General features: G+C 33.6%; 26 protein-coding genes and 2 pseudogenes. 14 read left to right on the top strand and 14 right to left on the bottom strand.

The window, feature by feature from the left end; all coding sequences use genetic code 11:
* Positions 1 to 87 precede the first annotated feature (87 nt).
* The 7 genes from serC to ES724_RS03215 all read left to right on the top strand — a co-directional run bounded on the left by serC (position 88) and on the right by ES724_RS03215 (position 6,320).
* A complete protein-coding gene (serC, locus tag ES724_RS03185; RefSeq protein ID WP_146929464.1) occupies positions 88 to 1,152 on the top strand; it encodes a 3-phosphoserine/phosphohydroxythreonine transaminase in 1,065 nt (354 codons plus the stop codon).
* Between the two features lie 51 nt (positions 1,153 to 1,203).
* Entirely contained in the window at positions 1,204 to 2,166 is a 963-nt protein-coding gene (locus ES724_RS03190; RefSeq protein ID WP_146929467.1) for a D-2-hydroxyacid dehydrogenase, read from the top strand.
* A gap of 123 nt (positions 2,167 to 2,289) precedes the next feature.
* On the top strand, positions 2,290 to 2,907 hold the full coding sequence (locus ES724_RS03195) for a DUF937 domain-containing protein (RefSeq protein WP_146929470.1): 618 nt from the start codon (positions 2,290 to 2,292) through the stop codon (positions 2,905 to 2,907).
* A 36-nt stretch (positions 2,908 to 2,943) separates the two neighbouring features.
* Positions 2,944 to 3,372, top strand: a complete 429-nt coding sequence (locus tag ES724_RS03200) for a DUF6146 family protein (protein ID WP_146929473.1) — start codon at positions 2,944 to 2,946, stop codon at positions 3,370 to 3,372.
* A gap of 45 nt (positions 3,373 to 3,417) precedes the next feature.
* Entirely contained in the window at positions 3,418 to 3,726 is a 309-nt protein-coding gene (locus ES724_RS03205; protein ID WP_146929476.1) for a DUF6787 family protein, read from the top strand.
* A 1-nt stretch (position 3,727) separates the two neighbouring features.
* On the top strand, positions 3,728 to 4,054 hold the full coding sequence (locus ES724_RS03210; protein WP_146929479.1) for a hypothetical protein: 327 nt from the start codon (positions 3,728 to 3,730) through the stop codon (positions 4,052 to 4,054).
* Between the two features lie 55 nt (positions 4,055 to 4,109).
* Positions 4,110 to 6,320, top strand: a complete 2,211-nt coding sequence (locus ES724_RS03215) for a TonB-dependent receptor (RefSeq protein ID WP_146929482.1) — start codon at positions 4,110 to 4,112, stop codon at positions 6,318 to 6,320.
* Between the two features lie 62 nt (positions 6,321 to 6,382).
* Here ES724_RS03215 and ES724_RS03220 read toward each other — a convergent pair whose 3' ends face one another.
* The 3 genes from ES724_RS03220 to msrA are packed head-to-tail and all read right to left on the bottom strand — an operon-like array spanning position 6,383 to position 7,885.
* Entirely contained in the window at positions 6,383 to 6,691 is a 309-nt protein-coding gene (locus ES724_RS03220; protein ID WP_146929485.1) for a hypothetical protein, read from the bottom strand.
* Between the two features lie 44 nt (positions 6,692 to 6,735).
* Positions 6,736 to 7,329 (bottom strand): GTP cyclohydrolase I FolE, encoded by a 594-nt coding sequence (gene folE / locus ES724_RS03225; RefSeq protein WP_146929488.1) that lies wholly within the window; start codon positions 7,327 to 7,329, stop codon positions 6,736 to 6,738.
* 1 nt (position 7,330) lies between these two features.
* On the bottom strand, positions 7,331 to 7,885 hold the full coding sequence (gene msrA / locus ES724_RS03230) for a peptide-methionine (S)-S-oxide reductase MsrA (protein ID WP_146929491.1): 555 nt from the start codon (positions 7,883 to 7,885) through the stop codon (positions 7,331 to 7,333).
* A gap of 143 nt (positions 7,886 to 8,028) precedes the next feature.
* Between msrA and ES724_RS03235 the strand changes: the two genes are divergently transcribed.
* Both ES724_RS03235 and ES724_RS03240 read left to right on the top strand, forming a co-directional pair.
* Entirely contained in the window at positions 8,029 to 10,476 is a 2,448-nt protein-coding gene (locus tag ES724_RS03235) for a DUF5916 domain-containing protein (protein ID WP_146929494.1), read from the top strand.
* A 53-nt stretch (positions 10,477 to 10,529) separates the two neighbouring features.
* On the top strand, positions 10,530 to 11,198 hold the full coding sequence (locus ES724_RS03240; RefSeq protein WP_146929497.1) for an ABC transporter ATP-binding protein: 669 nt from the start codon (positions 10,530 to 10,532) through the stop codon (positions 11,196 to 11,198).
* A 7-nt stretch (positions 11,199 to 11,205) separates the two neighbouring features.
* Here ES724_RS03240 and ES724_RS03245 read toward each other — a convergent pair.
* Positions 11,206 to 11,469: pseudogene (locus ES724_RS03245) on the bottom strand (DUF2400 family protein); the annotation flags it as partial.
* 46 nt (positions 11,470 to 11,515) lie between these two features.
* Positions 11,516 to 12,610 (bottom strand): toxin-antitoxin system YwqK family antitoxin, encoded by a 1,095-nt coding sequence (locus ES724_RS03250; protein ID WP_146929500.1) that lies wholly within the window; start codon positions 12,608 to 12,610, stop codon positions 11,516 to 11,518.
* Positions 12,611 to 12,766: 156 nt separating this feature from the next.
* Between ES724_RS03250 and ES724_RS03255 the strand changes: the two genes are divergently transcribed.
* The 5 genes and pseudogenes from ES724_RS03255 to ES724_RS03275 all read left to right on the top strand — a co-directional run bounded on the left by ES724_RS03255 (position 12,767) and on the right by ES724_RS03275 (position 15,738).
* Positions 12,767 to 13,531, top strand: coding sequence for a TIGR02757 family protein (locus ES724_RS03255; RefSeq protein WP_146929502.1), 765 nt, complete (start codon positions 12,767 to 12,769; stop codon positions 13,529 to 13,531).
* A 283-nt stretch (positions 13,532 to 13,814) separates the two neighbouring features.
* Positions 13,815 to 14,252: a hypothetical protein gene (locus tag ES724_RS03260; protein ID WP_146929505.1), complete on the top strand. Its 438-nt coding sequence runs from the start codon at positions 13,815 to 13,817 to the stop codon at positions 14,250 to 14,252.
* Between the two features lie 23 nt (positions 14,253 to 14,275).
* Positions 14,276 to 14,578 (top strand): hypothetical protein, encoded by a 303-nt coding sequence (locus ES724_RS03265; protein WP_146929508.1) that lies wholly within the window; start codon positions 14,276 to 14,278, stop codon positions 14,576 to 14,578.
* A 178-nt stretch (positions 14,579 to 14,756) separates the two neighbouring features.
* Positions 14,757 to 15,293: pseudogene (locus ES724_RS03270) on the top strand (TIGR02757 family protein); the annotation flags it as partial.
* A gap of 58 nt (positions 15,294 to 15,351) precedes the next feature.
* Positions 15,352 to 15,738, top strand: coding sequence for a hypothetical protein (locus ES724_RS03275; protein ID WP_146929511.1), 387 nt, complete (start codon positions 15,352 to 15,354; stop codon positions 15,736 to 15,738).
* Positions 15,739 to 15,789: 51 nt separating this feature from the next.
* Here the strand turns inward: ES724_RS03275 and ES724_RS03280 are convergent, their stop codons facing one another.
* From ES724_RS03280 to ES724_RS03320, 9 genes are all read right to left on the bottom strand, one after another.
* A complete protein-coding gene (locus ES724_RS03280; protein WP_170249843.1) occupies positions 15,790 to 16,278 on the bottom strand; it encodes a papain-like cysteine protease family protein in 489 nt (162 codons plus the stop codon).
* A gap of 142 nt (positions 16,279 to 16,420) precedes the next feature.
* Positions 16,421 to 17,023, bottom strand: coding sequence for a recombinase family protein (locus ES724_RS03285; RefSeq protein WP_146929517.1), 603 nt, complete (start codon positions 17,021 to 17,023; stop codon positions 16,421 to 16,423).
* A gap of 155 nt (positions 17,024 to 17,178) precedes the next feature.
* Complete coding sequence (locus tag ES724_RS03290; protein ID WP_146929520.1) at positions 17,179 to 17,394, bottom strand: hypothetical protein; 216 nt, start codon at positions 17,392 to 17,394, stop codon at positions 17,179 to 17,181.
* Between the two features lie 11 nt (positions 17,395 to 17,405).
* Positions 17,406 to 18,326 (bottom strand): AbiJ-NTD4 domain-containing protein, encoded by a 921-nt coding sequence (locus ES724_RS03295; RefSeq protein ID WP_146929523.1) that lies wholly within the window; start codon positions 18,324 to 18,326, stop codon positions 17,406 to 17,408.
* A 59-nt stretch (positions 18,327 to 18,385) separates the two neighbouring features.
* The gene (locus tag ES724_RS03300) at positions 18,386 to 19,093 is read right to left on the bottom strand and encodes a M48 family metallopeptidase (protein ID WP_146929526.1); all 708 of its coding nucleotides are present in this window, start codon (positions 19,091 to 19,093) and stop codon (positions 18,386 to 18,388) included.
* Complete coding sequence (locus ES724_RS03305; RefSeq protein ID WP_146929529.1) at positions 19,093 to 22,344, bottom strand: type I restriction endonuclease subunit R; 3,252 nt, start codon at positions 22,342 to 22,344, stop codon at positions 19,093 to 19,095. Before ES724_RS03305 ends, ES724_RS03300 begins: the two co-directional genes overlap by 1 nt.
* Before the next feature lie 3 nt (positions 22,345 to 22,347).
* Positions 22,348 to 22,875 (bottom strand): Pycsar system effector family protein, encoded by a 528-nt coding sequence (locus tag ES724_RS03310; protein ID WP_146929532.1) that lies wholly within the window; start codon positions 22,873 to 22,875, stop codon positions 22,348 to 22,350.
* Positions 22,875 to 23,846, bottom strand: coding sequence for an adenylate/guanylate cyclase domain-containing protein (locus tag ES724_RS03315; RefSeq protein WP_146929535.1), 972 nt, complete (start codon positions 23,844 to 23,846; stop codon positions 22,875 to 22,877). The genes ES724_RS03310 and ES724_RS03315 overlap by 1 nt, the downstream gene beginning before the upstream one ends.
* Positions 23,843 to 24,136 (bottom strand): hypothetical protein, encoded by a 294-nt coding sequence (locus ES724_RS03320; protein ID WP_146929538.1) that lies wholly within the window; start codon positions 24,134 to 24,136, stop codon positions 23,843 to 23,845. The genes ES724_RS03315 and ES724_RS03320 overlap by 4 nt, the downstream gene beginning before the upstream one ends.
* Positions 24,137 to 24,138: the final 2 nt, after the last annotated feature.

The following is a 24,138-nucleotide window of genomic DNA, read 5'->3' on the forward strand; positions in this document are numbered from 1 at the left end:
TCATTTAGGCTTCTAACCCACCAATTATAATTTTAATAACACAAATTCACAGGAACTTTTAGCATCTTTGTTACAAACTATATTTTTATGAAAAAACACAACTTTAGTGCAGGTCCATGTATTCTTCCGCAAGAGGTTATTCAAGAGGCTTCACAAGCAGTTTTAGACTTTAATAATACTGGGTTATCTATCCTGGAAATATCACATAGAAGTAAAGATTTTGTAGCCGTAATGGAAGATGCAAGACAACTTGCCTTAGAATTACTAGGCTTGGAAGGTAAAGGTTATAAGGCGCTCTTTCTTCAAGGAGGTGCAAGTTTGGAATTTTTAATGGTTGCTTACAATCTTTTAGAAAAAAAAGCTGCTTACTTAAACACAGGCACTTGGTCCGCTAAAGCGATAAAAGAAGCTAGATTATTTGGAGAGGTTAATGTAGTAGCTTCTTCTGAAGATAAGAAATTCAATTTTATCCCAAAAGGGTATATGATCCCTACAGATGTAGATTATTTTCATTGTACGAGTAATAATACCATTTTTGGAACTCAAATGAAGGTTTTTCCAAGCACCCCTAAACCAATGGTGTGCGATATGAGTAGTGATATTTTCTCTAGAGAACTGGATTTTTCAAAATTCGATTTAATCTATGCAGGGGCACAAAAAAATATGGGCCCAGCAGGAACTACCCTCGTCATTGTTAAAGAAGACCTATTAGGGAAAGTTACAAGACAAATACCTTCTATGTTAGATTATAAAGTTCATATAGAAAAAGATAGTATGTTTAATACACCTGCCGTTTATCCTGTATATGTGTCATATCTAACTTTAAAATGGTTAAAAGCTCAAGGCGGAATTAAAGCTATTGAAGAGAAAAACGAAAAGAAAGCAGCTTTACTTTATTCAGAAATAGATATTAACCCTTTATTTAAAGGATATACTGCTACAGAAGATCGCTCTATCATGAATGCAACTTTTAACCTAACAGATGAATCTTTGAAAGAAGATTTTGAAACCATGCTTAAAGAAGCTGGGATAAATGGATTAAATGGTCATAGAAGTGTTGGAGGCTACAGAGCATCTATGTACAATGCATTGCCATTAGAAAGCGTTCAGGTTTTAGTAGATGTTATGAGTGATCTGGAAAGAAAAGCATAAAATTATTTTAGCATATTAAGCTATAAGAATTCAAAAAATAGAAAAGAAAGCATGAAAATTTTAGCAAACGATGGGATTTCAAAAAGTGGTATTAAAGCACTTGAAAATGCCGGATTTGAAGTGATCTCTACAAAAGTTGCTCAAGAGCAATTGACGAAATTTATAAATGAAGAAAAGATAAATGTACTTTTAGTTAGAAGCGCTACTCAAGTAAGAAAAGATCTTATTGACTCCTGCCCTAGTCTTAAAATAATTGGTCGGGGTGGTGTTGGAATGGATAATATCGATGTTTCTTACGCTAGAAGTAAAGATCTAAAAGTAATAAACACTCCCTCCGCTGGTTCAGAATCTGTAGCAGAATTGGTTTTTGCCCATCTTTTTGGAGGGGTAAGATATCTGCATGACTCCAATAGAAATATGCCCCTTTCTGGGGATTCTCATTTTAAAGACTTAAAAAAGAATTATTCCGCAGGAACAGAACTTAAAGGGAAAACTCTTGGGATTATTGGCATAGGTAGAATTGGGAAAGAAGTAGCAAAACTAGCACTGGGTGTAGGAATGAAAGTTATAGCAAGTGATAACCATGTTGGAGAACTAGATATCACTCTTAAATTTTACAACGATCAAGTAGTGACCTTACCTATTAAGACAGAACCGGTCGCAGATCTTATAAAACATTCAGATTTTATAACAATTCATGTTCCTGCACAAGCTAAACCTGTTTTAGGTAAGAAGGAATTTGAACAAATGAAACATGGTGTTGGGATTATAAATACTTCCAGAGGTGGACTTATAAATGAAGAAGCCTTATTAGACGGGTTGGAACATGGCAAAGTAGCATTCGCCGGACTTGATGTCTATGAAAATGAACCCACCCCTTCTATTAAGATCTTAATGAACGAAAGAATTTCCTTGACTCCACATATTGGTGCCGCAACTTTGGAAGCACAAGATAGAATTGGAATGGAATTGGCTGAACAAATAATAGCTATTTTAAAGAACGAAAAAGTATAATTTTAAGTTTATAAAAATCAATAATCCTTCTAGAATTTGATGTTTTAGAAGGATTTATTATTTCCTTAAGGAGTGCTCCTAGATAAAAATTGTAAATTGTATTCCTAAATTAAAACAAACCTCATGGCATCTATTTTAGATTTATTGAACACTTCTATGGGCGAAGATTTTATTGCAAAAGCAAGTAATAGTACTTCGGAAAATAAAGAGAATATTTCTGCAGCTCTTGGTATGGCCTTACCTATTTTGTTGGGTGCAATGAAGAAGAATATGAAAAGTGACACTGGTGTAGAAAGCTTAAACAAAGCATTAAATGATGATAAGCATGGCGATGCTTTATTAAGTAATTTGAAATCTGTTAAGGCTTCAGATATGTCTTCTGAAGGAGAAAAAATCTTAGGACACCTATTAGGGGGAAAACAGGAAATGATAACTAAGACTATAGGAAGCACTCTAAATATGAATGAGTCTTCTGTTTCCAGCATTATCAAAATGGCGGCGCCCTTACTTATGAGTGTTCTGGCAAGTCAAAAAAGCAAGGAAAATGTACAATCTTCGGGATTAGGAAGCTTACTTGATTCTGTAATGGGATCATCTGGAGCGCATGATTCTTCTTTAATAGAAACTTTATTAGATAAAGATGGGGACGGAAGTGTGATTGATGATGTAACAGGAATGATTTTTGGCAGAAATAAAAAAGGTGGCGGTGGAATTCTCGGCGGAATGCTAGGTGGAAAATAGATTAGGAATAATTTTTGTAGTTTTTAAATAAAAAAAATGAAAAATTTACTATACATACTGGTTTTAGGGCTTTTTATATATAGCTGTAGTTCCACTAAGAATCGGGATTTCAATAAAAAGGAAATCACTGCTAATGCCAACGACACTGTTCGTATTGCTAATGATAGCTTGGAATATGAAATTATTGTAATTGAACCCGGCTTTAACTTATTTATAAATAGCATTGCAAAACCTAGAGGGTATCATTCACAATCTTATCTTGAAAATAAGAACATATTTTTGGTTCAGGAATATAATAGTCGTGTAAATCAACCTTTCAATTATAACCCAAATTTATATATACAAGCAATTAATTATGATAATTTCGTGGATTACGGATACGAAGTGAACTATATGCTATATAATTATTTCGTGTTTTTCTCTAGGGAGTATAATCAACGATTTTCAGTACCAACACGAATATAAGCTCAAGTTTTTTTTAATTGCACAGTGATGTGATATATTTGCAATATGAATAAATTAAAAGAACGTTGGGGAATAGATACTAATTTTCAACTTATTATTATTTTATTGGTTTTTGCCATTACAGGCTCTTCTGCTACAAAATTAGCAGCCCCTGTGTGTGAATTCTTCGGAATATACCGCGAAACTTCTCCTTGGTATATTTTCTGGAGCTTACGCATTCTCTTAATTTTCCCTATTTATCAAATATTATTAGTTCTTTTTGGGTGGTTATTCGGTCAGTTTCAATTTTTCTGGACCTTCGAAAAAAAGATGCTTACAAGACTAGGCTTCGGACGTTATTTAAATCAGGAGTAATTTGAGTACTATTCAGAAATATGGTATACTAGGATTAACACTCATTTTGTTACTTCCCTCCTTTCTGAATTTTAATCATGTATTTGCACACGATCCTAATTTTGCCTGTGATGATCATAGCACTACTCACCTTCATAAAACTACATTAGACTGTGAGCTATGTGATTTTCATCCAAGCCCTATAATTGCATTTCATTTTTTTAGTTATGAGTTAGATGAAGTGTTACCTCCAAACAAAAAATTCTTTAATTATTACGAATTTTTAAGTGATTTTCAGAAACTATCTTTTTCGTTAAGAGGTCCTCCTTCCTCTTTCCAAATTGCATAATTAGTTTCTGGCAGCATATAAAATGTTGCAATTTTGAATCTCATAATTTATTAAAATGATAAAATCATTCTTAAGTGTACTATTATTAATAGTATGCGCTTCAGTATATTCACAAAATACCATTACGGGTAAACTAATAGATCTCGAAACAAAACAACCTATAATTGGTGCTAATGTTTATGTTTCAAAATTAGAAAAAGGAACCATCACCAATCTAGATGGAGATTTTAAGTTATCTAATATTCCAGATGGGGAATTTAAAATGGTGGTTTCATTTATTGGTTATACCACAAAAACCTTCAGTTTCAGCTCTCCTTCAGGAAATCCTGTAATTATAGAATTACAACCTTCGGCTATTGAAATGGAGGAAGTAATTGTTTCTACTCCTTTTCATAAATTACAAAGTGAAAATGTGGTAAAAGTAGAGCGAGAATCTTTAGAAGATCTCAAAAAAGCAGGTGCTGTAACCTTAGCTGAAGGAATTACCCAAATAGCTGGTGTAGAAAGTATAACTACCGGTGCAGGAATTGGTAAACCGGTGATAAGAGGTCTAAGCGCAAACAGGGTTTTGGTTTATGCCCAAGGGGTTCGTTTGGAAAACCAACAATTTGGAGATGAACATGGACTAGGTGTTAGTGCTAGCGGGGTAGAAAGTGTAGAAGTCATCAAGGGTCCTGCATCTTTGTTATATGGAAGCGACGCCCTTGGTGGGGTGTTATATTTGAATCCTGAAAAATACGCTGAATCTGATAGTACCTCTATAGATGCTAGTTATAATTATTTTAGCAATACTGTTGGCTCTGAAGCAAACCTAGGCTTAAAAACTTCAGGAGAGAAATGGAGCTATTTAGTGCGGGGAAATTATGCTGTACATAGTGATTATGAAACAGGTGATGGCGTTCGTGTTACCAACTCTCGTTTCCAAGAGAAGGATCTAAAAGCTGGAATTGGTTTTCAAGACACTAAATATAAGGGAGATTTCAGATACAATTACAACAATACAAATATTGGAATTCCTGGGGAAATTGGAGAACAAACCACTTCTAAAGACATTATTTCTCCATATCAAAAACTGGACAATCATATTGTAAGTCTTAGTAATAAGATATTTCTTCCAGAGTCTAGTATAGATCTTAAAGTTGGTTATTTGTTTAATAATAGGAAAGAATTTGAAGAAGAGTCTCCAGATCCCGCATTAGAAATGCACTTAGAGACCTTAAATTACGACCTTAAATATAATGCGCCAGTTTGGGGTAATTTTGAAACTATTTTTGGTGTACAGGGATTATTTCAGACTAATGAGAATTTTGGAGAAGAGTTATTGATTCCAGATGCTTCCATTCGCGATTTTGGAGTTCTGGGAACTACTCATTATCATTTGGAGAAAATAGATATTCAAGCTGGCTTAAGATTTGACACCAGAAATATCAACACTCAAGAAAACGGAACTGTTGGAGAGCCTGGATATTTTCAAGCTATAGATCGTGATTTCACAAGTTATAATGGTTCCTTGGGAATCAAATTCGATTTGTTTGAAAATTTGACAACAAGAATTAATGCTGCTTCTGGTTTTAGAGCACCTAATCTTGCTGAGCTTAGTTCTAACGGGGTTCATGAAGGAACTAATAGGTTTGAAATTGGAAATGCTAATTTGGAAAATGAGCAAAATATTCAGTTGGATTTATCATTAGAATATCGTAACGAGCATTTTGAACTCTTTGGAAATGCATTTTACAATAAAATCAACCAGTATATTTTTATCGCTCCCACCAATGAACTTATAGACGAAAGTAGCGTATTTGTTTATACACAAGACGATGCTAAATTATATGGAGGTGAGGCCGGTTTTCACCTACATCCACACCCCATAGATTGGTTGCATTTAGAAAGTAGTTTGGCTCTTGTGATCGGTGAAAAAGATAATGGGGAAAGTCTGCCTTTTATTCCTGCTACTTCTATCACTAACACATTAAGAACAGAATTTGATTCCTTTAAATGGTTCTCCAATAATTATTCATTTATTACTGTGAAAAGTACCGGAGCACAAAATAAGATTAGTGATTTTGAAACCAGCACATCAGGATACACTTTAGTTAGTGCAGGGTTTGGTGGTACTATTATGATTGAGAAAGTCCCTTTGGAAATAAGAATTAGTGGAAATAATCTATTCGACAAAAATTATGTTTCCCACCTTTCCAGATTAAAGACAGACGGAATTGCGAATATGGGCAGAAACATCTCTATTGGAATTCAAACCAAATTTTAACAACATAAAAGCCTCCAAGATTAACTCTTTGGAGGCTTATATTTCATCTTTTTTAAGTTTGTTTATTGCACAATTTCTGCTTCCATTACGTACTCCTCTTGAATTGATTCCTTCTTCCAAACAAAAGTATAGAACCACATGAGTGTGAAAGTTGGAATTACATCTGTAAAAGGCAATATCTCTTCTATAAATACAAGCACAGAAGCTATTTTCCCTTTTTTACCTGGGTACATTTCAGACATTTTATTTGCAGCAAACGGTGCCCAAGCTATATCTAAAAAAGGACCTACTAATGGAATTGCCATGGTTACCATCCCAATAGCATCGTACATTAATCCTTTTATTAATAATTTATTTTTTAAGGTCTTCATCAGTTTTAAGTTTTATACATAGAATAAAGCAAAAAAAATGCCAATTATTTAAGATCGGAACTTATGAGTTTTAAAAACTCATTACGGGTTTCAATTTTTTTGAATTGTCCTCTAAATCCTGAAGTAGTTGTAACGCTGTTTTGTTTTTGCACTCCGCGCATCATCATACACATATGCTGCGCCTCTATAACAACCGCAACACCCTGTGGTTGTAAGGTATTATTGATACATTCTAAAATATCATGTGTAAGACGTTCCTGCACTTGCAATCTTCTGGCAAAAACATCTACTACCCTTGGTATTTTACTCAAGCCTACAATTTTACCATTTGGGATATACGCAATATGCGCTTTTCCGAAAAATGGCAACATATGGTGTTCACATAAGGAATACAACTCTATATCCTTTACAACAACCATCTCGTCATAGCTTTCATTAAACATGGCATCATTCAAAATCTTCACAGGATCTGCATCATAGCCTTGAGTTAAAAACTGCATAGCTTTCGCAGCTCTCTCTGGAGTTTTAAGAATACCCTCACGAGAAGTATCCTCCCCTAGCCCATGGATAATTTGTTTGAAGTTATCAGTAAGTCCCTCAGTAACTTCTTCGTTATATTCTTCAAAAAATCGATACATACTATATTTTGGCCTTTTTTAATTTATCAGAAAATAATTGTCTTAGTTTTTTGATCTTTGGATCTATAATAACCTGACAGTATTGTTGTTGTCTATGCTTGGAGTAATATTCTTTATGTTCAGCTTCAGCTTCATAAAATGGGGAAGCTTGGGTGATTTCGGTTACTATAGGATCTTTAAAAACCTCCTGATCCTCAAGTGTCTTAACAATTGCCTCAGCCTCCTGTTTTTGATCTTCAGAATGATAAAATATAGCACTTCTATATTGAGTGCCCTTATCATACTGTTGTCTATTTAAAGTAGTTGGATCGTGTGTGCTAAAGAATATTAGCAATAGCTCTTTAAAAGAAATAACTGCTGGATCAAAATGAACTTCAATAGCTTCCGCATGTCCAGTTCTCCCAGATATAATTTCTCTATAAGCTGGATTTTTTATTTGCCCCCCAGTAAAACCAGGAATTACAGTGCTTACTCCTTCTATTCTTTCAAAAACAGCTTCTGTACACCAAAAACATCCTCCCGCAAGAGTAGCTATTTTAGATTCTATATTTTCCATACTTTACAAATGTTAATTAAAATTAGTGAATTAATAAAAAAACAAGATTTTTTAACGATTAATTGGGTTCTGTTGAAAATTAATTCCATTTCTTTTGTAATCTTGTAACCCCAACGGTTCTTTTTATTTATTAGATTTAATTTATGTTTCTTAGAACAATTTTTATACTATTCGTCTGTTTATCCTTCATAAAATTACAAGCCCAAAACAGTAAGCAAGATAAAATTTCTAAAAAAAGTTATAATGCCCAAAGAATTTTTAATGCTCCAAAAATAGACGGAATCTTGGACGATTCCATTTGGGAGGAACTTCCGGAGGCAAGTAACTTTGTAATGGTACAACCTGGTGATGGAACACCCATAAGAGAAACTCACAAAACTTTTGTAAAATTAGCCTACGATGACGAAGCTATTTATGTTGCAGCGACGATGTTGGATAATGAGCCAAATAGAATATTACGACAATTCACTCAACGTGATAACGTAGAACAATCTGATTTTTTTCTAATAGATATTAATACTTATAACGATGGAGAAAACCAGACACGTTTTTTAATTACTTCTGCCGGCGCTATTGCCGATGCTAAAATGTCTGGTAATAATGAAGATTACAGTTATAATGTAGTTTGGGAAGGTGAAATTTCCTTTAATGATAAAGGTTGGTATGCAGAGTTAAAAATCCCGTATGCCGCATTAAGATTTCCTAAAAAAGATGAGCAACTTTGGAGCATTCAGTTTCTGAGGAATATTTTGCATTTAAATGAAGTATATACCTGGAATTATATAGATAAATCTATTGGGAAAGACACTCAATACAATGGGCTTCTAAAAGGGATAAAGAACATTGACCCCCCTGTTAGATTAAGCTTTTACCCCTATGCCTCTGCTGAAGTAGACAATTTTCAGAATAATACAATTAGTAATTTTAGTGCCGGATTAGATATTAAATATGGTATTTCTGATGCTTTTACTCTCGATGCAACCTTAATTCCAGATTTTGGGCAGACAGCCTTTGATGCCGTAGAGTTAAACTTAGGACCGTTTGAGCAAGCTTTTGGTGAAAACAGAGCGTTTTTTACTGAAGGAACCGAACTATTTACAAAAGGGAATTTATTTTATTCCAGACGTATTGGAGATACTCCACTTGGTTTTAATAATGCCCAAGCCGCGATATTAGAAAATGAAATCTTGGTTGAGAATCCTGAAAATACGGATTTGTTGAATGCTATAAAAATATCTGGAAGAACAGAGAATGGATTGGGAGTGGGATTTTTTAATGCCATTACCAGTGAAACTGAAGCAATAATTGGAGATACTTTAACTGGTTTAAATAGAACAATTATTACCGAGCCTTTTGCTAATTATAATATTATAGTCCTAGACCAACAATACAATCAAAATTCATCTATCACCCTTATAAATACAAATGTAACCAGGAATGGACATGCTAGAGATGGAAATGTAACCGGATTTTTATTTGATATCAATAATAAAACCAACTCCTTCAATTATGCCGGTGAGGCGAAAATGAGTAACGTAAATAACCCTGGACAAAATATAACTGGTTTTGCTTCTGAATTTTCTTTTGATAGAACAAAAGGAAATTTTAGATATGGAATAGATCATGATTTTGCCAATGAGACCTACGACATCAATGATCTTGGTCTAAATTTTAGAAATAACTATAATAATTTTGGAACTAATATCTCCTACGAAATTTTTGAACCTACTAAGATCCTTAATAAATTTAGTATTAGGCTTTTTGGAGATCATCGAAGAAGATACAAACCTAATATTGAAACAGAAAGCGCAATTGGAACCAACTTTTTCGCAGTTACCTTAAGCAGGTTTGCCTTTGGAAGTTTTATAAAATTAAATACGGAGTCTAAAGACTTCTTTGAACCCAGAAGAGAAGGAAAATTTGTAAATTATCCTGGTTATACAGTAATAGATGGCTTTATATCTTCAGATTATAGACAGAAATTTGCTTATGATGTGAGTATGAATTATGTAAGCTTTTTTGATTCTGACAGAGAAAATTTCAGAATTAATGTAAGTCCGAGATTTAGATTTAGTGATCAATTTTCTATGATTTATAACTTTAGATATTCCACATCAACAAATAGAAATAGTTTTGTGACTTTAGAGCCTAGGCGTGAAATATTTGGGCTTAGAGATGTGAAAAGCATAGAAAATGCTATCCAGGCAAGTTATAATTTTAGCACCAAACAAGCTTTGAATTTAAGTTTTAGAAATTTTTGGTCTGTAGCAAATTTTGAAGACAGCAAATTCAGTTCGCTTTTGGATAATGGGGATTTAGCACCAATAGAATATCAAGTTACACAAAACAATAACCCTAACGCAAATTTCAATATTTGGAATTTAGATCTAAGTTATAGTTGGCAATTTGCTCCGGGAAGTGAGGCTATTCTATTATATAGAAACTCAATATTTAATTTTGATAAGCAGAGTGATATAGAGTTTACTGAAAGTTCACAAAATTTATTCAATCAAGATCTTAGACAAAATTTATCTTTGAGACTCGTTTATTTTATAGATTATAACAATGTGAAAAATATTTTTAAAGGATAAATACTCAATTTTATATACTTTAAAGATCAACGAATTATTAGTTTTAAAAATTCATGATATACGCAAACAACATTCATAAATACTATGGGGACCTTCACGTCCTCAAAGGGGTTAATCTGCATATTGCAAAAAGCGAAATAGTGTCTATTGTAGGGGCTTCTGGAGCTGGTAAAACAACTCTTTTGCATATTTTAGGCACATTAGATCAACCAGACAAAAAACCTGACAGCACTTTAAAAGTGAATGGTATAGATATTTATTCGCAGAATTCTAAAATGCTCTCTAAATTTAGAAATGAACAAGTAGGTTTTATTTTTCAATTTCATCAGTTATTACCAGAATTCACCGCTTTAGAAAATATTTGTATTCCTGCTTTTATAAAAGGAACTTCTAAAGCCACTGCAGAGAAGCGAGCTTACGAGTTGTTGGAATTCTTAAATTTATCTCCTAGAGCGCATCATAAGCCTTCTGAATTAAGTGGTGGGGAACAACAAAGGATTGCTGTTGCGCGATCTTTAATTAATAATCCTGCTGTAATCTATGCCGATGAACCTTCTGGTAACTTAGACAGTGAGTCTGCCGAAAATTTACATAAGCTGTTTTTTCAACTTAGAGAAGAATTTCACCAAACCTTTGTAATAGTTACACACAATGAAGAATTGGCTAACATGGCCGATAGAAAATTGACGATGGTGGATGGAGAAATAGTTACGGGAATCTAGTTTGAAACTAGAATTTTTCGAAAACTCCTAGTCCAAATAAGGCAAAATCGTATTTCACAGGGTCTTTTTTATCCAATACCCTCAAGGAAAGATCGAGTTCTCGAACAGCTTTTGCATCGTTCTGTTTCCTACTTAACAAGCCTAGTTTTCTTGCTACATTACCAGAATGCACATCTAAAGGGCAGGATAATAAGGAAGGTGAAATATTTTTCCAAATCCCAAAATCTACTCCTGTATTATCTTCGCGTATCATCCACCTTAAGAACATGTTCTTGAGGGTAAACAGGGTGATTAATATTTAACTCAAATAATATGCTTTAATAAATTTTCTCATAAGTGATTTCTCCTTGGTCATAAATCTTTTTCTTTACCTGTTCTCCCATTTCATTATATAATGTAAATACTCCATGTGGTTTATCATTTTTTAAAAATCCTTCTCTCTCTAATAAACCATTCTCATAATATTTTTTATAAATACCGTTTTTTTCACCATTTATGAAAGTTAACTCTAACATTATACTTCCCCCTTTGTACCATTCCCTAAATATTCCTTCCAATTTATCCATTGTATATGAAGTTTCCTGATATATTTGACCGTTTTCATGCCATTCTTTATAGTAGCCGTCGCGAAAATCATGCTTGATTCTGCATTCTACTGCCAACTGTCCACTTGAAAACCATTGTTGAAATAATCCGCCTAATTCATCATATTTATAATTAGTATGCGAATAGATTTGGCCATTTTGGAACCATTCTTTATAAGAAACTATCTTTTCTTCCTTCCATATTACTTCGGATTTTATATTACCATCCTCAAAATATTCATTTTCTATTCCATCTTCTATATCATCTTCTAAAGCATCTTCCATAGCCTCTTCTATAGCATCATCCCAGATATCTGACTCTTCCTTCCTTTCTTGGTTGTACCACTTTGTTTTGCCGATTCTTTCACCAAAACTCCATGCTTCTTCAGATACTAAACTTCCATCATTTTGCCATTCTTTCCAGGTACCATGAGCTTTAGCATTCAGGTATGACCTTTCATATTTTAAAAGCCCATTCTCATACCACGATTTCCAAATACCATCTGGGATATTTTGTTTATATGGCCAGCTGTATGCTAAAATCCCATTTTTATGCCAACCTTTACAAATACCATTTGGATGCCCGTTTTTATTTATTGATTCAGATTTTAACGTTCCCTCATTGAACCAAGAAATATCTTTCCCGTTTTTTTTACCATTTACATAATAGGTTTCAAATTTTATTTTACCGTTCGGATAATTTTCAAATGAAATTCCATTAAAAAGTTTCCCTTCAAAATAAACGGTAGTTACTTGAAGCCGAAAATCTGGAACAATCTTTAATTTAGATTCGTGGACTCTTTGAAGCATCTGGTTTTGATTATTCATAACAATTAATTAAGTATATTAAAACTTTAAAAAGTTGAATATAAATATAAATTTAAATTTAAATTGAAGAAAAGGTCATAATAGAAATTGTTCATCATAAGTATTAATAATTAAGGTAAAATAATTTGTGCTAACCATTATTGCAATAGTAGAACGATGAATCAACACGAATTAAAACAATTTTTAGATTCAAAAGTTGTTGAATATAATAACCCAAGCTTTATTGATTCTGACCCGATATCGATACCGCACCAGTTTAGTCTTAAAGAAGATATCGAAATTTCTGGTTTCTTGGCTGCAACTATAGCTTGGGGTAACCGCAAGAGCATAATCAAGAATGCTAATCGAATGGTTGAATTGATGGGTTCTTCACCTCACGATTTCGTAATGGGACACACGGACCAACAGCTTGAATCGTTAACTGGATTTGTTCATCGAACCTTTAACGGTAATGATTTTATTGGTTTTATAAAGGGGTTACAACACATTTATATTAATCATGGAGGTTTAGAAGGGGTATTCACCGATTACCAAGAAACAGATACATTACAACCCACCATCACTAAATTCAAGGAGCTCTTTTTTGAAGCGGACCAACTTCCCCGCACACAAAAACATATCAGTAACCCATTAAAAGGTTCTGCCGCCAAGAGGATTAATATGTTTTTGAGGTGGCTTATTCGAAAAGATGATGCTGGTGTAGATTTTGGGTTATGGTCTTCCATACCTACTAGCGCATTATCTTGTCCTTTGGATGTGCATTCTGGTAACGTAGCACGGAAATTAGGGTTACTTAACCGAAAACAGAATGATGCTAAGGCAGTAATAGAACTCGATAAGGCTTTAAGGCAGCTGGACCCAGATGACCCTGTGAAATATGATTTCGCTTTATTTGGTTTGGGTGTTTTTGAAAAATTTTAGTCCGACTTCGGACCATTTTGAACTGCATTTAATACTATAAACCTTTTTAAATTAGCAAGAAATAAATATTTATTAATTTTTTATTGCTAAAACGAAGATATCCAAAATTGACAATTAGCTAACATTCAATTAGTTATATATTTTAAATAATATTTGGTAGTAATGAAAACATGCTAACTTCCTGTACCACAATAATGTATGGTTGTTATTTGAAAAAATGTGTAGTAGCTTTAGGATTAGAAATCAATTCCAATGGGTTGATATATTTTTTAAACATAAATAAATGTCAAAAAGGTTAAACGAAGAAAATTTAAAAGCGTTGTTAATGGATTATTTCAACAATTGTCCTAATGATTTGGATGAGAACATCATGAACTTTGAAATAGGGAAGGATGAAGTTAATATCCAAACAGAATTTAGTATTAATTTGGATTTTACAAGTAAATCAATAAATATTATAAGGCAGGCGAACAGGTATGTTCAATTAAAATTTGTTGGTAAGAAATTAACACAAGATAGTTTTATTGATACTATAAATTTTAATTATATCACAGGGTTTTATTGCGTGAATTTTGAAGGTTTAGATGTGGATGATTTTTTACACAACTGCGATTTTTACTGCATAGATGATGAGTACATTCAAATAGATTTCCAAATGGAATATACAATGAATCGTCAGGAAATAGAATACATTTTCAAGGATTATAAAAGATGTGACTAATGGAGGAATAATTAGTAAATAAAATGACCATAGGTATATGGATTATTGGAGAAGGTGGTATAAGTTGTTCAGAATGGAGCAACAGACATGCACAAATAAGCAATGACGTGATTAATGCAGAATCAGTCTGGAATAATGATATTGTTTGGGATTATGTTGAACATATTGCGATGAAAGATTGGGGTAATAAAGAGAACACTCGAGATTTAATTTCAGCCTTAGCGATTAAGCGCAAACTGTTAGGATTGAAGCAGCAGCCAGAAATTGATAAAAAAACTTGGTTAAGAGTTCTGGAAATTTTGATTCATAAAAATGATGCTGCGTAATACAACTTGGTAATTCTTAAGTTTAAAAATGTAGTACATAAGTGTGTGCTACATTTTTATTTTGCATTAAAAAATTATTACAAGATTTGCATTTGAATTTTTACCTAAGTAACTGGGTCCAACATCAACATTTTGAGCGACACCAAGACTGCAACCACCAATCGAGCAGCTCTTCTAAGTGTTGCACCATACAGAATGCCAGTTGGAATCGCTATTGTATTTTGCTCACCGCACCTTCAATGGAGATGATTTCATAGGTTTCATAAATGGTTTAAAATATGTTTACTCATCTCAAAATGGTTTAGTATGAATTTTTACTAAGTACCAAGAACCAGGAACTCTTCAACCTGCGATAACCAAACTCAAATAACTAATTTTTGAAGCGGACCACCTTCCCCGCACACAAAAACATATCAGTAACCCATTAAAAGGTTCTTCCGCCAAGAGGATTAATATGTTTTTGAGGTGGTTAATCAGGAAAGATGATGCTGGTGTAGATTTCGGGTTATGGTCTTCCATACCTACTAGCGCATTATAATGTCCTTTGGATGTTCATTCTGGTAATGTAGCAAGGAAATTAGGATTACTTAACCGAAAACAGAATGGTGCTAAGGCAGTAATAGAACTCGATAAGGCTTTAAGGCAACTCGACCAAGATGACCCCGTAAAATACGTTTTTGCTTTATTTGGTTTGGGTGTTTTTGAGAAATTCTAATGATTAATTATATTAGATATTCCGTTTTTCCTAAATTCCATAAATTTCAAATAGAAATATGAGTAATAATGGTAGTAAATCAGCGCATAAATTTTTAGGAAAATCCTGGGGATTATCCAAAGCACATAGTTCAAATATATCGATATTTTATAAGGATAGAATCGAAGCTAAAAGAAAAGCTGAGCTTTCAAAAAAGAAGAAAAAGGAAATTAAAATCCAAAAAAGAATATTGTTTGGAACCTTATTTACTTTTTTCGGAGTTAGTCCTAAAAGAGACCATAAAGAAATTTTATACATTAAAAATAAGTTTTTTAAAATTAGTGATATTAGTAAGCTTGAAAAAATTATTACCAGTGCAAAGTCTTTATTAAAGAATGGTGAAAAGATTGGTGTTTTGTATACTATTCATGACTTTGTTGAGATGGTCGATATATCAAAAATATAAGATTTTGGTGATGTTGTAAATCCTTAAATTTCCCAAATACTTCTAATAAAATTAATATGACGGAGTGCCTACTACAATTGAAGCTCCCCAATTCCATCTTTCATATAAATCGCTAATATTCTGATTATAACTCTGACATCCTGGAGTCGGAGCAGGGTCGCTAACCATAATACTTCCATCTTGAGCAATGCCTTGGAGCATTATATAATGTCCTAATTGTGGATTTCTACTAGGATTTACGAAAGCAATAATCTTCCATCCTTCATTTAAGGTATTATATAATTCTAAAGGATTAGCTGGTCGTTGCACTTCCCAAGCTCTGAAATTGAATGAGCGTAATACTGCGATAACATCCTCATTGTTTGCGGGTCTATCTTGAGGCCAACCTACCAATCTTGATACAATATCACTTTGGGTCTTGTAAACATTAGCTTGCGAAAGAGAGCTTTGGATACAAGCAGCCCAACACCACATTGATTGCTCTTGGCAAATCATTTGGGCAACTATTGAACTAGTTAAACTAACTAAGAGGAAGGTCAAAAAAAAAGATTTACATTTCATTTTGAATAATTTTAGAAAAACTTATTAAATTTAATGTAATTCTCTGTATTTCTGACATCTAACTTTTAATAATTTACAAGTTTATTAAGACTTAAACTTATAAAATCTTTGTTTTCTAAAATCACACTATCATCATCTTCTTTACATTCTGTACAGTTCCTATACTGGCTCCAGTTATCTTGGCCAATTTACGAATGGATAACTCAGGATGAGATACCACCTCTTTTACGACATGTTTATGTTTGGTTAGGAATTCGTCCTTACTCATGGAACTACCACGTTCACGACCCTTGTAGACACCTTTAGCTTTGGCGATAGAAATACCTTCTAACTGACGCTCTCTTAGGTTAGTGCGCTCCATCTCAGAAACATTCGCTAACACGCTAAGTATTAATTTAAAAACTGGATTAGGCTTACCATTAGCCATGGATTCGAGACCTAAATTATCAACTCGAAGTATTACATTATTTTCCGTAAAATATTCTAACGTAGTTAATACATCGTAAAGATTTCTTCCAAGACGGTCAACAGCTGTAACACTTACAAAATTGATTGTACCATCTTTAATAGCTTTTACTAATTCCTTCCCCTTATCCCGTTCATTAAATGCAACGGCACCACTTACAACATCGTTAAAGATTAATTCATCTGGATGATTACGGACTAATTGACGTTCAAGATTTTGGTTTGGTGAAGAGATACGGTTATAACGTGCTTTTTTCATTGGAGGTCGTTTCCATCAAAGATAGATAATTATAATTTATTGTACAAATTTAGGATAGTTATTTTTGAACATTATAAAGTGAGGATTTACACTACAAAACAAAACAACAACTGTTACACATTATGACTTTAATCTAATTTTGAACATAGAAAATACTAATTCTCTATTTTTTCAATTAAATAATGATTTTCATTACCTGTTACATCAAAACTGGAATAAGGTTGTACATAATCTTTTCGTGGTCCATTAGGTGAAGGAATTGTATAATGGATTTTCATATTCCCTAATATTTCGGCTATTTTTATTTTGAAATCGTAAATTGTTTTACCTTCAAACTCCTTTAAATCAATTTTTATAATTTTATTTTCCATAATTATTTTGCTTAAATATTGTTTTCTCTTGAAATGCCGATTAGGTAATTTACAAATGCACTGCAACTCACCAGCATAAATTTAGCTTCTTCAAATTTTGGTTCGATATGATTTCCAATAATTGCGTGTCTGATTCCACTTTCTTTAGTATTCGTGTATCCATATAATTTCTCTAAGCCTTTTTTAAATTCGTTGTTAATATTCACTCCTTTCGATTCCAGTTTTGAGAGAGCTTTTCCTAGGGTGTTTTCCGAGGTCAATTGCCTGCACAAAGCCTCTACAGCAGATATAGATTCCTTGATAGAATTTCTGTAATCAGGGTTATCCCTATCGGATAATTTCTCAAGTGCACTTGACATGTGCAATCCTACGGAATGAAATTGAGGAAAATTTATTACCATGGTGGATACCTCTTTAACTTCTCCCAATTCAATTTCATTAGTTATGGGAACAAATATCCCCTCGTTCAACCTGTAACCAGCAAATTCCTCTTCCAAAACAATATTCACTGCCTCCATAATGTCTTCTTTACAAAGAAATTCAAAATCAACTTTAAGGAGGAACTCAATGAAATCGTATATTTTATTCCAAGTGAAATCATTAAAAAATTGATTCCTTAGGTCTATAATAGGATATTGCGGTTTTGAATCAACTGGAAGTTTTAAGAAATGATGCCATATTAGGTTGGAAATTTTAGGAAGTACATTTACACGTTTTCTAACTTGGATATCTTCGATTACATCCCAATAATAAAATTTGACTGTATTCCAGAGCCTATTTCGTAAATCTTCATCAATAGAATTGATTTGAATCTCTTTGGCCTTGGGAGTATATCCCATTCTCTGTGAAAAACTAAGACTATTAATCATGAAATTATAACTTTTAAATATTTCTGAAATGCTTATTATCTGCTTTATTGCTAAGAGGCCCAAAGTGTTTTAGGACTACTCTCATATTTTATTAAAAATCTCCTCTCTTTAAAAGTATGATATTACACCATCAACTTCTCCAACCTATCCTTAGTCTCCCTCCAATTAGGATATAACTTGCTCAACAACTCGTAAAAGGCTGAGCTATGATTAAGATGAGCAAGATGACATATTTCATGAACGATAACGTACTCAATACAAACCTTCGGAGCCTTGATAAGCTCGAGGTTTAAGTGCACAGTTCCGTTGTGGTCACAACTTCCCCAACGTTTGTCCATCCATCGATATTTAAGTGATGGTGATTCTTCCGTAAGCTTTTCCGTTAAGTGTAATTTTTCTTGGAATAGCTGGTTAAAGTGGACTTCAGCTTTGGACTTATACCAGGCCCTAAGCAAACCTTTGATACGCACCTGGTTGGTTTTATCCTTCAAGGAAACTTTAATCCAACCAGCACTCAGCTTTACTGATTCCGTATTATCTTCTATTAGTTTCAAGCGGTATTGTTTACCCAAATACATATGAGTCTCACCGCTCACATACTTGCGTGAAGGTGTTAACGGGTGGAACGATAAAAAGAAATCTTGTTGCCTCAAAATCCAAGCTGCCTTGGTGCGGACTTTTTCTTTGATGCTATTCTTATCTGAATCTATCGGAGCAATTACGTGAACACTTTTATCTGGATGCACCTTTATACCCAAAGTCTTACGTTCGGAAAAGTCAAGGTCATATTCAATGGTTGACTGTCCATATTGGATTTGTTCTTTTACCATTACTTATACTTCAATATTGCAACTTTAATATTCTCCTCAATTAGGTTATCCATTTTGTCCCAATCTGAGTCCATGTCATACTTCTGAACTATTTCGTAGAAAACTTCACCCAAAGTTATATTGATTTTTCCAACAACATCATTGTCCCTGTGCCACTCAACCATTTTCTTACCATTGATGTAAATATTGTCCTTCACTGTTTTATCTGTAGCTAGGCTTATCTCGATATGGAATGCTTCTGATGCTTCAGTGCCATTATCATAAATGGATTTGCTGAAATTGTAAAAAGCCATCGCAGCATCGTTGTTGGCTATAGCTTCAGGAGCATCTTCAGAACGACCATTGAAAAATTTATCTTCATAGTTTTGAGTACGTTTTAAGAACTCTGACTCTGTGATACGCTTATGGTGATATTCTGCTATGGTATCCTTAATCAAATCTGCCAACTTTTTGTAATATACTGGGTCCTCTTGCATCTTCACATTGATAGCCTTAATGGTTCTACTAGCTATATGGTCTGCTTGGGCTGCTTTACCCGTAATTTTCTCTATTTCTGCTTGTCGTTCCTCTTTATCAAATATATTCACCAGTTCGGTCACCTTCATAATATCACCTTCAGTGGAAATGTGTTTATTAATTAGTTTCTGAATTTGTGGTTCAAATTCTCGGTATGATAATTCATCATTATATCTTCTTTTGACATCAACTCGTAATTTCAAAAAGAAATTCGCATCAGCTTTATATTTATTAATCTTCGTTTCCTCAGTGTTACGTACAAAATCTATTGACGAAAGGGCCATTTTCAGAATACGTGAAAAATAACTCAGCTTCTCATAAAACTTGTTCCTGATATCATCTGGTTGAAGTAATTCTTCATAAGCTGTAGGTTCCAAATTCTTATCTTTAAGATTCCGAAAAATATCCCACAATTCGGAATGGGCCTGAGGTAATTTCTTTACTTCTTCCCCCATTTGTGTAAGAGCTCCTTCTAGGTCCTGTTCATTGAAGTCTGATAATCCAGAATACGTACTAAGAGCATTATCTAAATTCTCGAGATTCCCATAATAATCGATAATATATCCATAATCTTTACCAGGAAATACACGGTTCACTCTCGCCACAGCTTGAAGTAATGTATGTTCTCTTAACGACCTACATAGATACAAAATGGTGTTATTTGGGGCATCGAAACCTGTGAGTAATTTCATTACAACAATAATTATTTCGGGATGCTCTCGCTTTTTAAACTGACTGATAACACTCTTTTCAAAGTTATCCAAATCACCATATTTGTCAGTCATGGCATCGAAGTACTTGTCTTCACGTTCCTTTTCGGGATTAACATTATGGAAACCATCCTCAGTTCCTTCACGTTGGTCGGTCCTGGTTACAATTACCTCACTGGAAACTTTTCCAATATCATCAAGGTACTCTTTATATAGGAGGGCGGCCTTTACAGATGGTGCAACTAATTGTGCCTTTGGTTTATACTTATCACCACTTGTCTGAAAGAATTCGTTGTAATGTTCACTGATATCCCAAGCTCTAGCATAGATTACTTGCTCCGCTTTGTTTAATTGGTCTACGGTATTAAACTTTCGCTTTAAGGATGCCTTACCATAATCACTCAATGGCTCCGATACCTTATCAAAATATCTATTTATGGGGTCTTCGTTTAACTTAATTATATTATGTCTACCCTCATAGAGTAAAGGAACAACTGCACCATCTTCAACTGCATCTTGTACGGTATAAGGAGTGCCAATGTAACCACCAAACTTATTAGCTGTGCTTCTTTCCTTCTTCATTAGTGGTGTACCCGTAAATGCTAAAAAACAAGCATTTGGAAAAACTCGCTCCATGCTAACGTTGAAAGTACCATACTGAGTTCTGTGACCCTCATCAATCAATATAAAGATATTAGGAGATTCAAATGGTTTTTTTGATTGCTTTACTGCAGCCTCAAACTTATTAATAATTGTGGTGATAATGGCATCACTATTATCATGAATAAGCTCGGTAAGATGCGAACCAGTTCTTGCTTGTTTCACTTCCTTCTGACATTTTTTGAAGGTATCTGAAATCTGGTCATCAAGGTCAATCCTATCAGTAACTAATAATATTTTAGGATTGGATATCTTATCATTGGAAGCTATCAGTTGAGCTAGCATTACCATGGTTAAAGATTTTCCTGAACCCTGAGTATGCCATATAACACCACCACGTCTTTTTCCAGTATTATCAAATCCAGTAACACGATTCAATGTATGTTTGACTGCGAAATACTGCTGGTAACGAGCTATCTTTTTGATACCGTCATCATACAAGGTAAAGTTTCTAATGAGGTCTAAGAAACGCTCTGGCCTACAAATACTGTATAATAACTCATCCTGCTTGGTAGTATTTCGATTTTCTGATTCCAGACTATCAAAATACTTACGGACATAACTGAATTTTTCAGAAAACAGCTCATCCTTTTGTTCTCTAGTTAAAGGCTGATTCTTAAGATTGTCCAGAGTAGCCCAATATTTCTTTTCTACATCACGAGTTGGAAACTGCTCTTTCCACTTAGCCCAGAACTCTTTACTGGTTCCTGTGGTGGCATAACTACCATCATTAACAGCAAGGCTCATAAGTAAATTAGAATAGACATAGAGTGAACGAATACCAGTCTTACTGAAATTACGAATATGTTGTTCAATACCTAACTCTGTTGGTGATTTGGTGCTGTTTAAAGAAGGACTCTTACATTCAATAATGCCCATAGGTATACCATTCACAAAAAGCACAATATCTGGACGATAGTGGTCCGTTCTTGCTTCACGGGCAACTTTGTATTCCTCTGTTACGTGATAAACATTATTATCTGGATTGTCCCAGTCTATAAAATGCAGTGTATGACTCTTTTTATCACCATCTATACTCTGCTCAAAGGCTTTGCCCAACGTAATCAAATCATAAAACGCAGCATTGGCATTTAGAAAACCATCTTGAATTGGTAAATCTTTTATGGCCAGAATAGCCGAGCTAATATTTGAGTCTGAAAACTCATATTCCTGACCCTTACGCTGAATGGTATTAATCTTCTTCAATTGGTCATGTAATACATTTTCAAACAACACATGAGATGTTTTGCTACCACGCCATTCCAATGCTTTTTGTGGTGATACATAATCATACCCAAGATTAATAAGAATCTGTAATGCTGGTACCTGGGAAATATGGTCTTCTAAAAAAGATGGTGTATTCATAAATTAATTTTTGTAATGGTATAAAGCAAAAATTAGGGCAATTGGAATTGATGCATAACATGCTATTGTTAACCAAACAGCCACGGAGAAGTGATGGTATTTTCTGCTAGCAATTGTGGCATTATATTTTATTTGAGAAATTAGGTCATCATCCAATTTTGTAAAATCAGACTCTTTTACACCTGCTTTCTCACATAATAGTTTTTTTAATTTTTTACTTTCAAGCTGTTTCAAATGTTGATAGAATAATAAGTTTACATCCTTTAATTCCAAATATGTTGAACCTTTTAGAAAGTGTAAATTAGGAACGAATGATAATAAAGCTATGGTGGAAGAAATTATCAGCATCAAGATAATTCCAATAGAGTATATTTGTAAAAATCCCATTTCTGTAAAATTGTTGAGAAATGGAAGTTTTACAATACCATATATTGACGCACCATTAAACGCAATAATCATAGCATTCTTTGCTTCAGCAAACCTTAACCAATCGTTTATATTGCTAAAAATTTGAAGTAATTCTTTATTCATTATTTCTTTATTTTCCAGATTACACCTGTGCCATATACATCGCCTTTAACATTTTTTATGGAATGTGATTGCTTTTCAAAAATAGTTTGATATTGCGAAGAGTCCTTAACTAAACCTTTAAAAACCTTTTTAGTAATCAATATAGCAGGATAAGGTGTTTTTTTATTTTCCTTTTTGAGCCTAATGAATTTTCCAAATGATAAGGTTAATTTACCATCTTCATAACTCACGATTGAGTCTGCGAATTTTTCTGAAGACATTTCTTCGGTTACCTCTGTATCTAAATAAGTAGATTGATTTCCTATTTTATACCCACCAAGAAGTCCAACGCTGTTCCCAAATAATGAAGGAAATGAAGAGAAGTTAAACGGATTCTTGGTTATTTTATATATTTTTTCAGTTATTTCCTTGTTAGCAAAATCTGTTAACCTTGAAGCTATGTTTGCAGGATACCCTACCCAAACCAAGCCTCTATTTTCACTACGCTCTTCATCCCTTCGAGCTATTCCAACTTTAATAACCTTAAGCTCCCCATAATCCACTCCTATCCCACATTTAAAGTCCAGATTATGGAATTGCTTATTAATAATAGTTGCTGCGTGATTAATAGTTATAGCACATTCAATAGCATTGTTGAAACAATTTTCTTTAGGAAAAACTACCATTACCCTATCACCGATGATATTCCTAATTGAACCATTATGATGACGAGCAGCCCGAAGCACGGATTTAGTTAACGAAGTATATATTTTCCCCATAGTTTCCGTAGAATGATTCTCTGTTAGTGAGACGGAGTTGCGTATATCTACAAACAAAACACAGGTTTCTAATATTTTGGCTTTCTTTTCTTCTCCATTCCCGAAGGTTAAACTACTATCATCCAACGATGGAACAGCTGTAGTATTCGAGTAAGAGAATTTCGTATTAATAACATCTTTAATATCGTCTTCTATCTCATCTAAAATTTTCATATTCTGGTTTCTGTATCATTAATAGCATCATGGTAAACCTCCTTGTTGGGATATTTATCTATCTGAACAATTTTACCCTTAACTATACCGTTTATAGATGGTTCAAACTCAACGGTCAGGTTTAAAAACACTTCATCTAAGAGATTGACGTTGATATTAACATCTTTAACATGACCCTTATGGAAATTTAGCTCATGTTGAAGTCTTAAGTGTAATTCCTGAATATCTTTATCCAGCTCAGTTTTCTGAGCTGGAGTTAGGTCTTCTATTGTTTTTAAATAGTCTTTCATAA

Origin of the sequence: Gillisia hiemivivida (genome assembly GCF_007997295.1) — a bacterium.
Lineage (GTDB): Bacteria > Bacteroidota > Bacteroidia > Flavobacteriales > Flavobacteriaceae > Gillisia > Gillisia hiemivivida.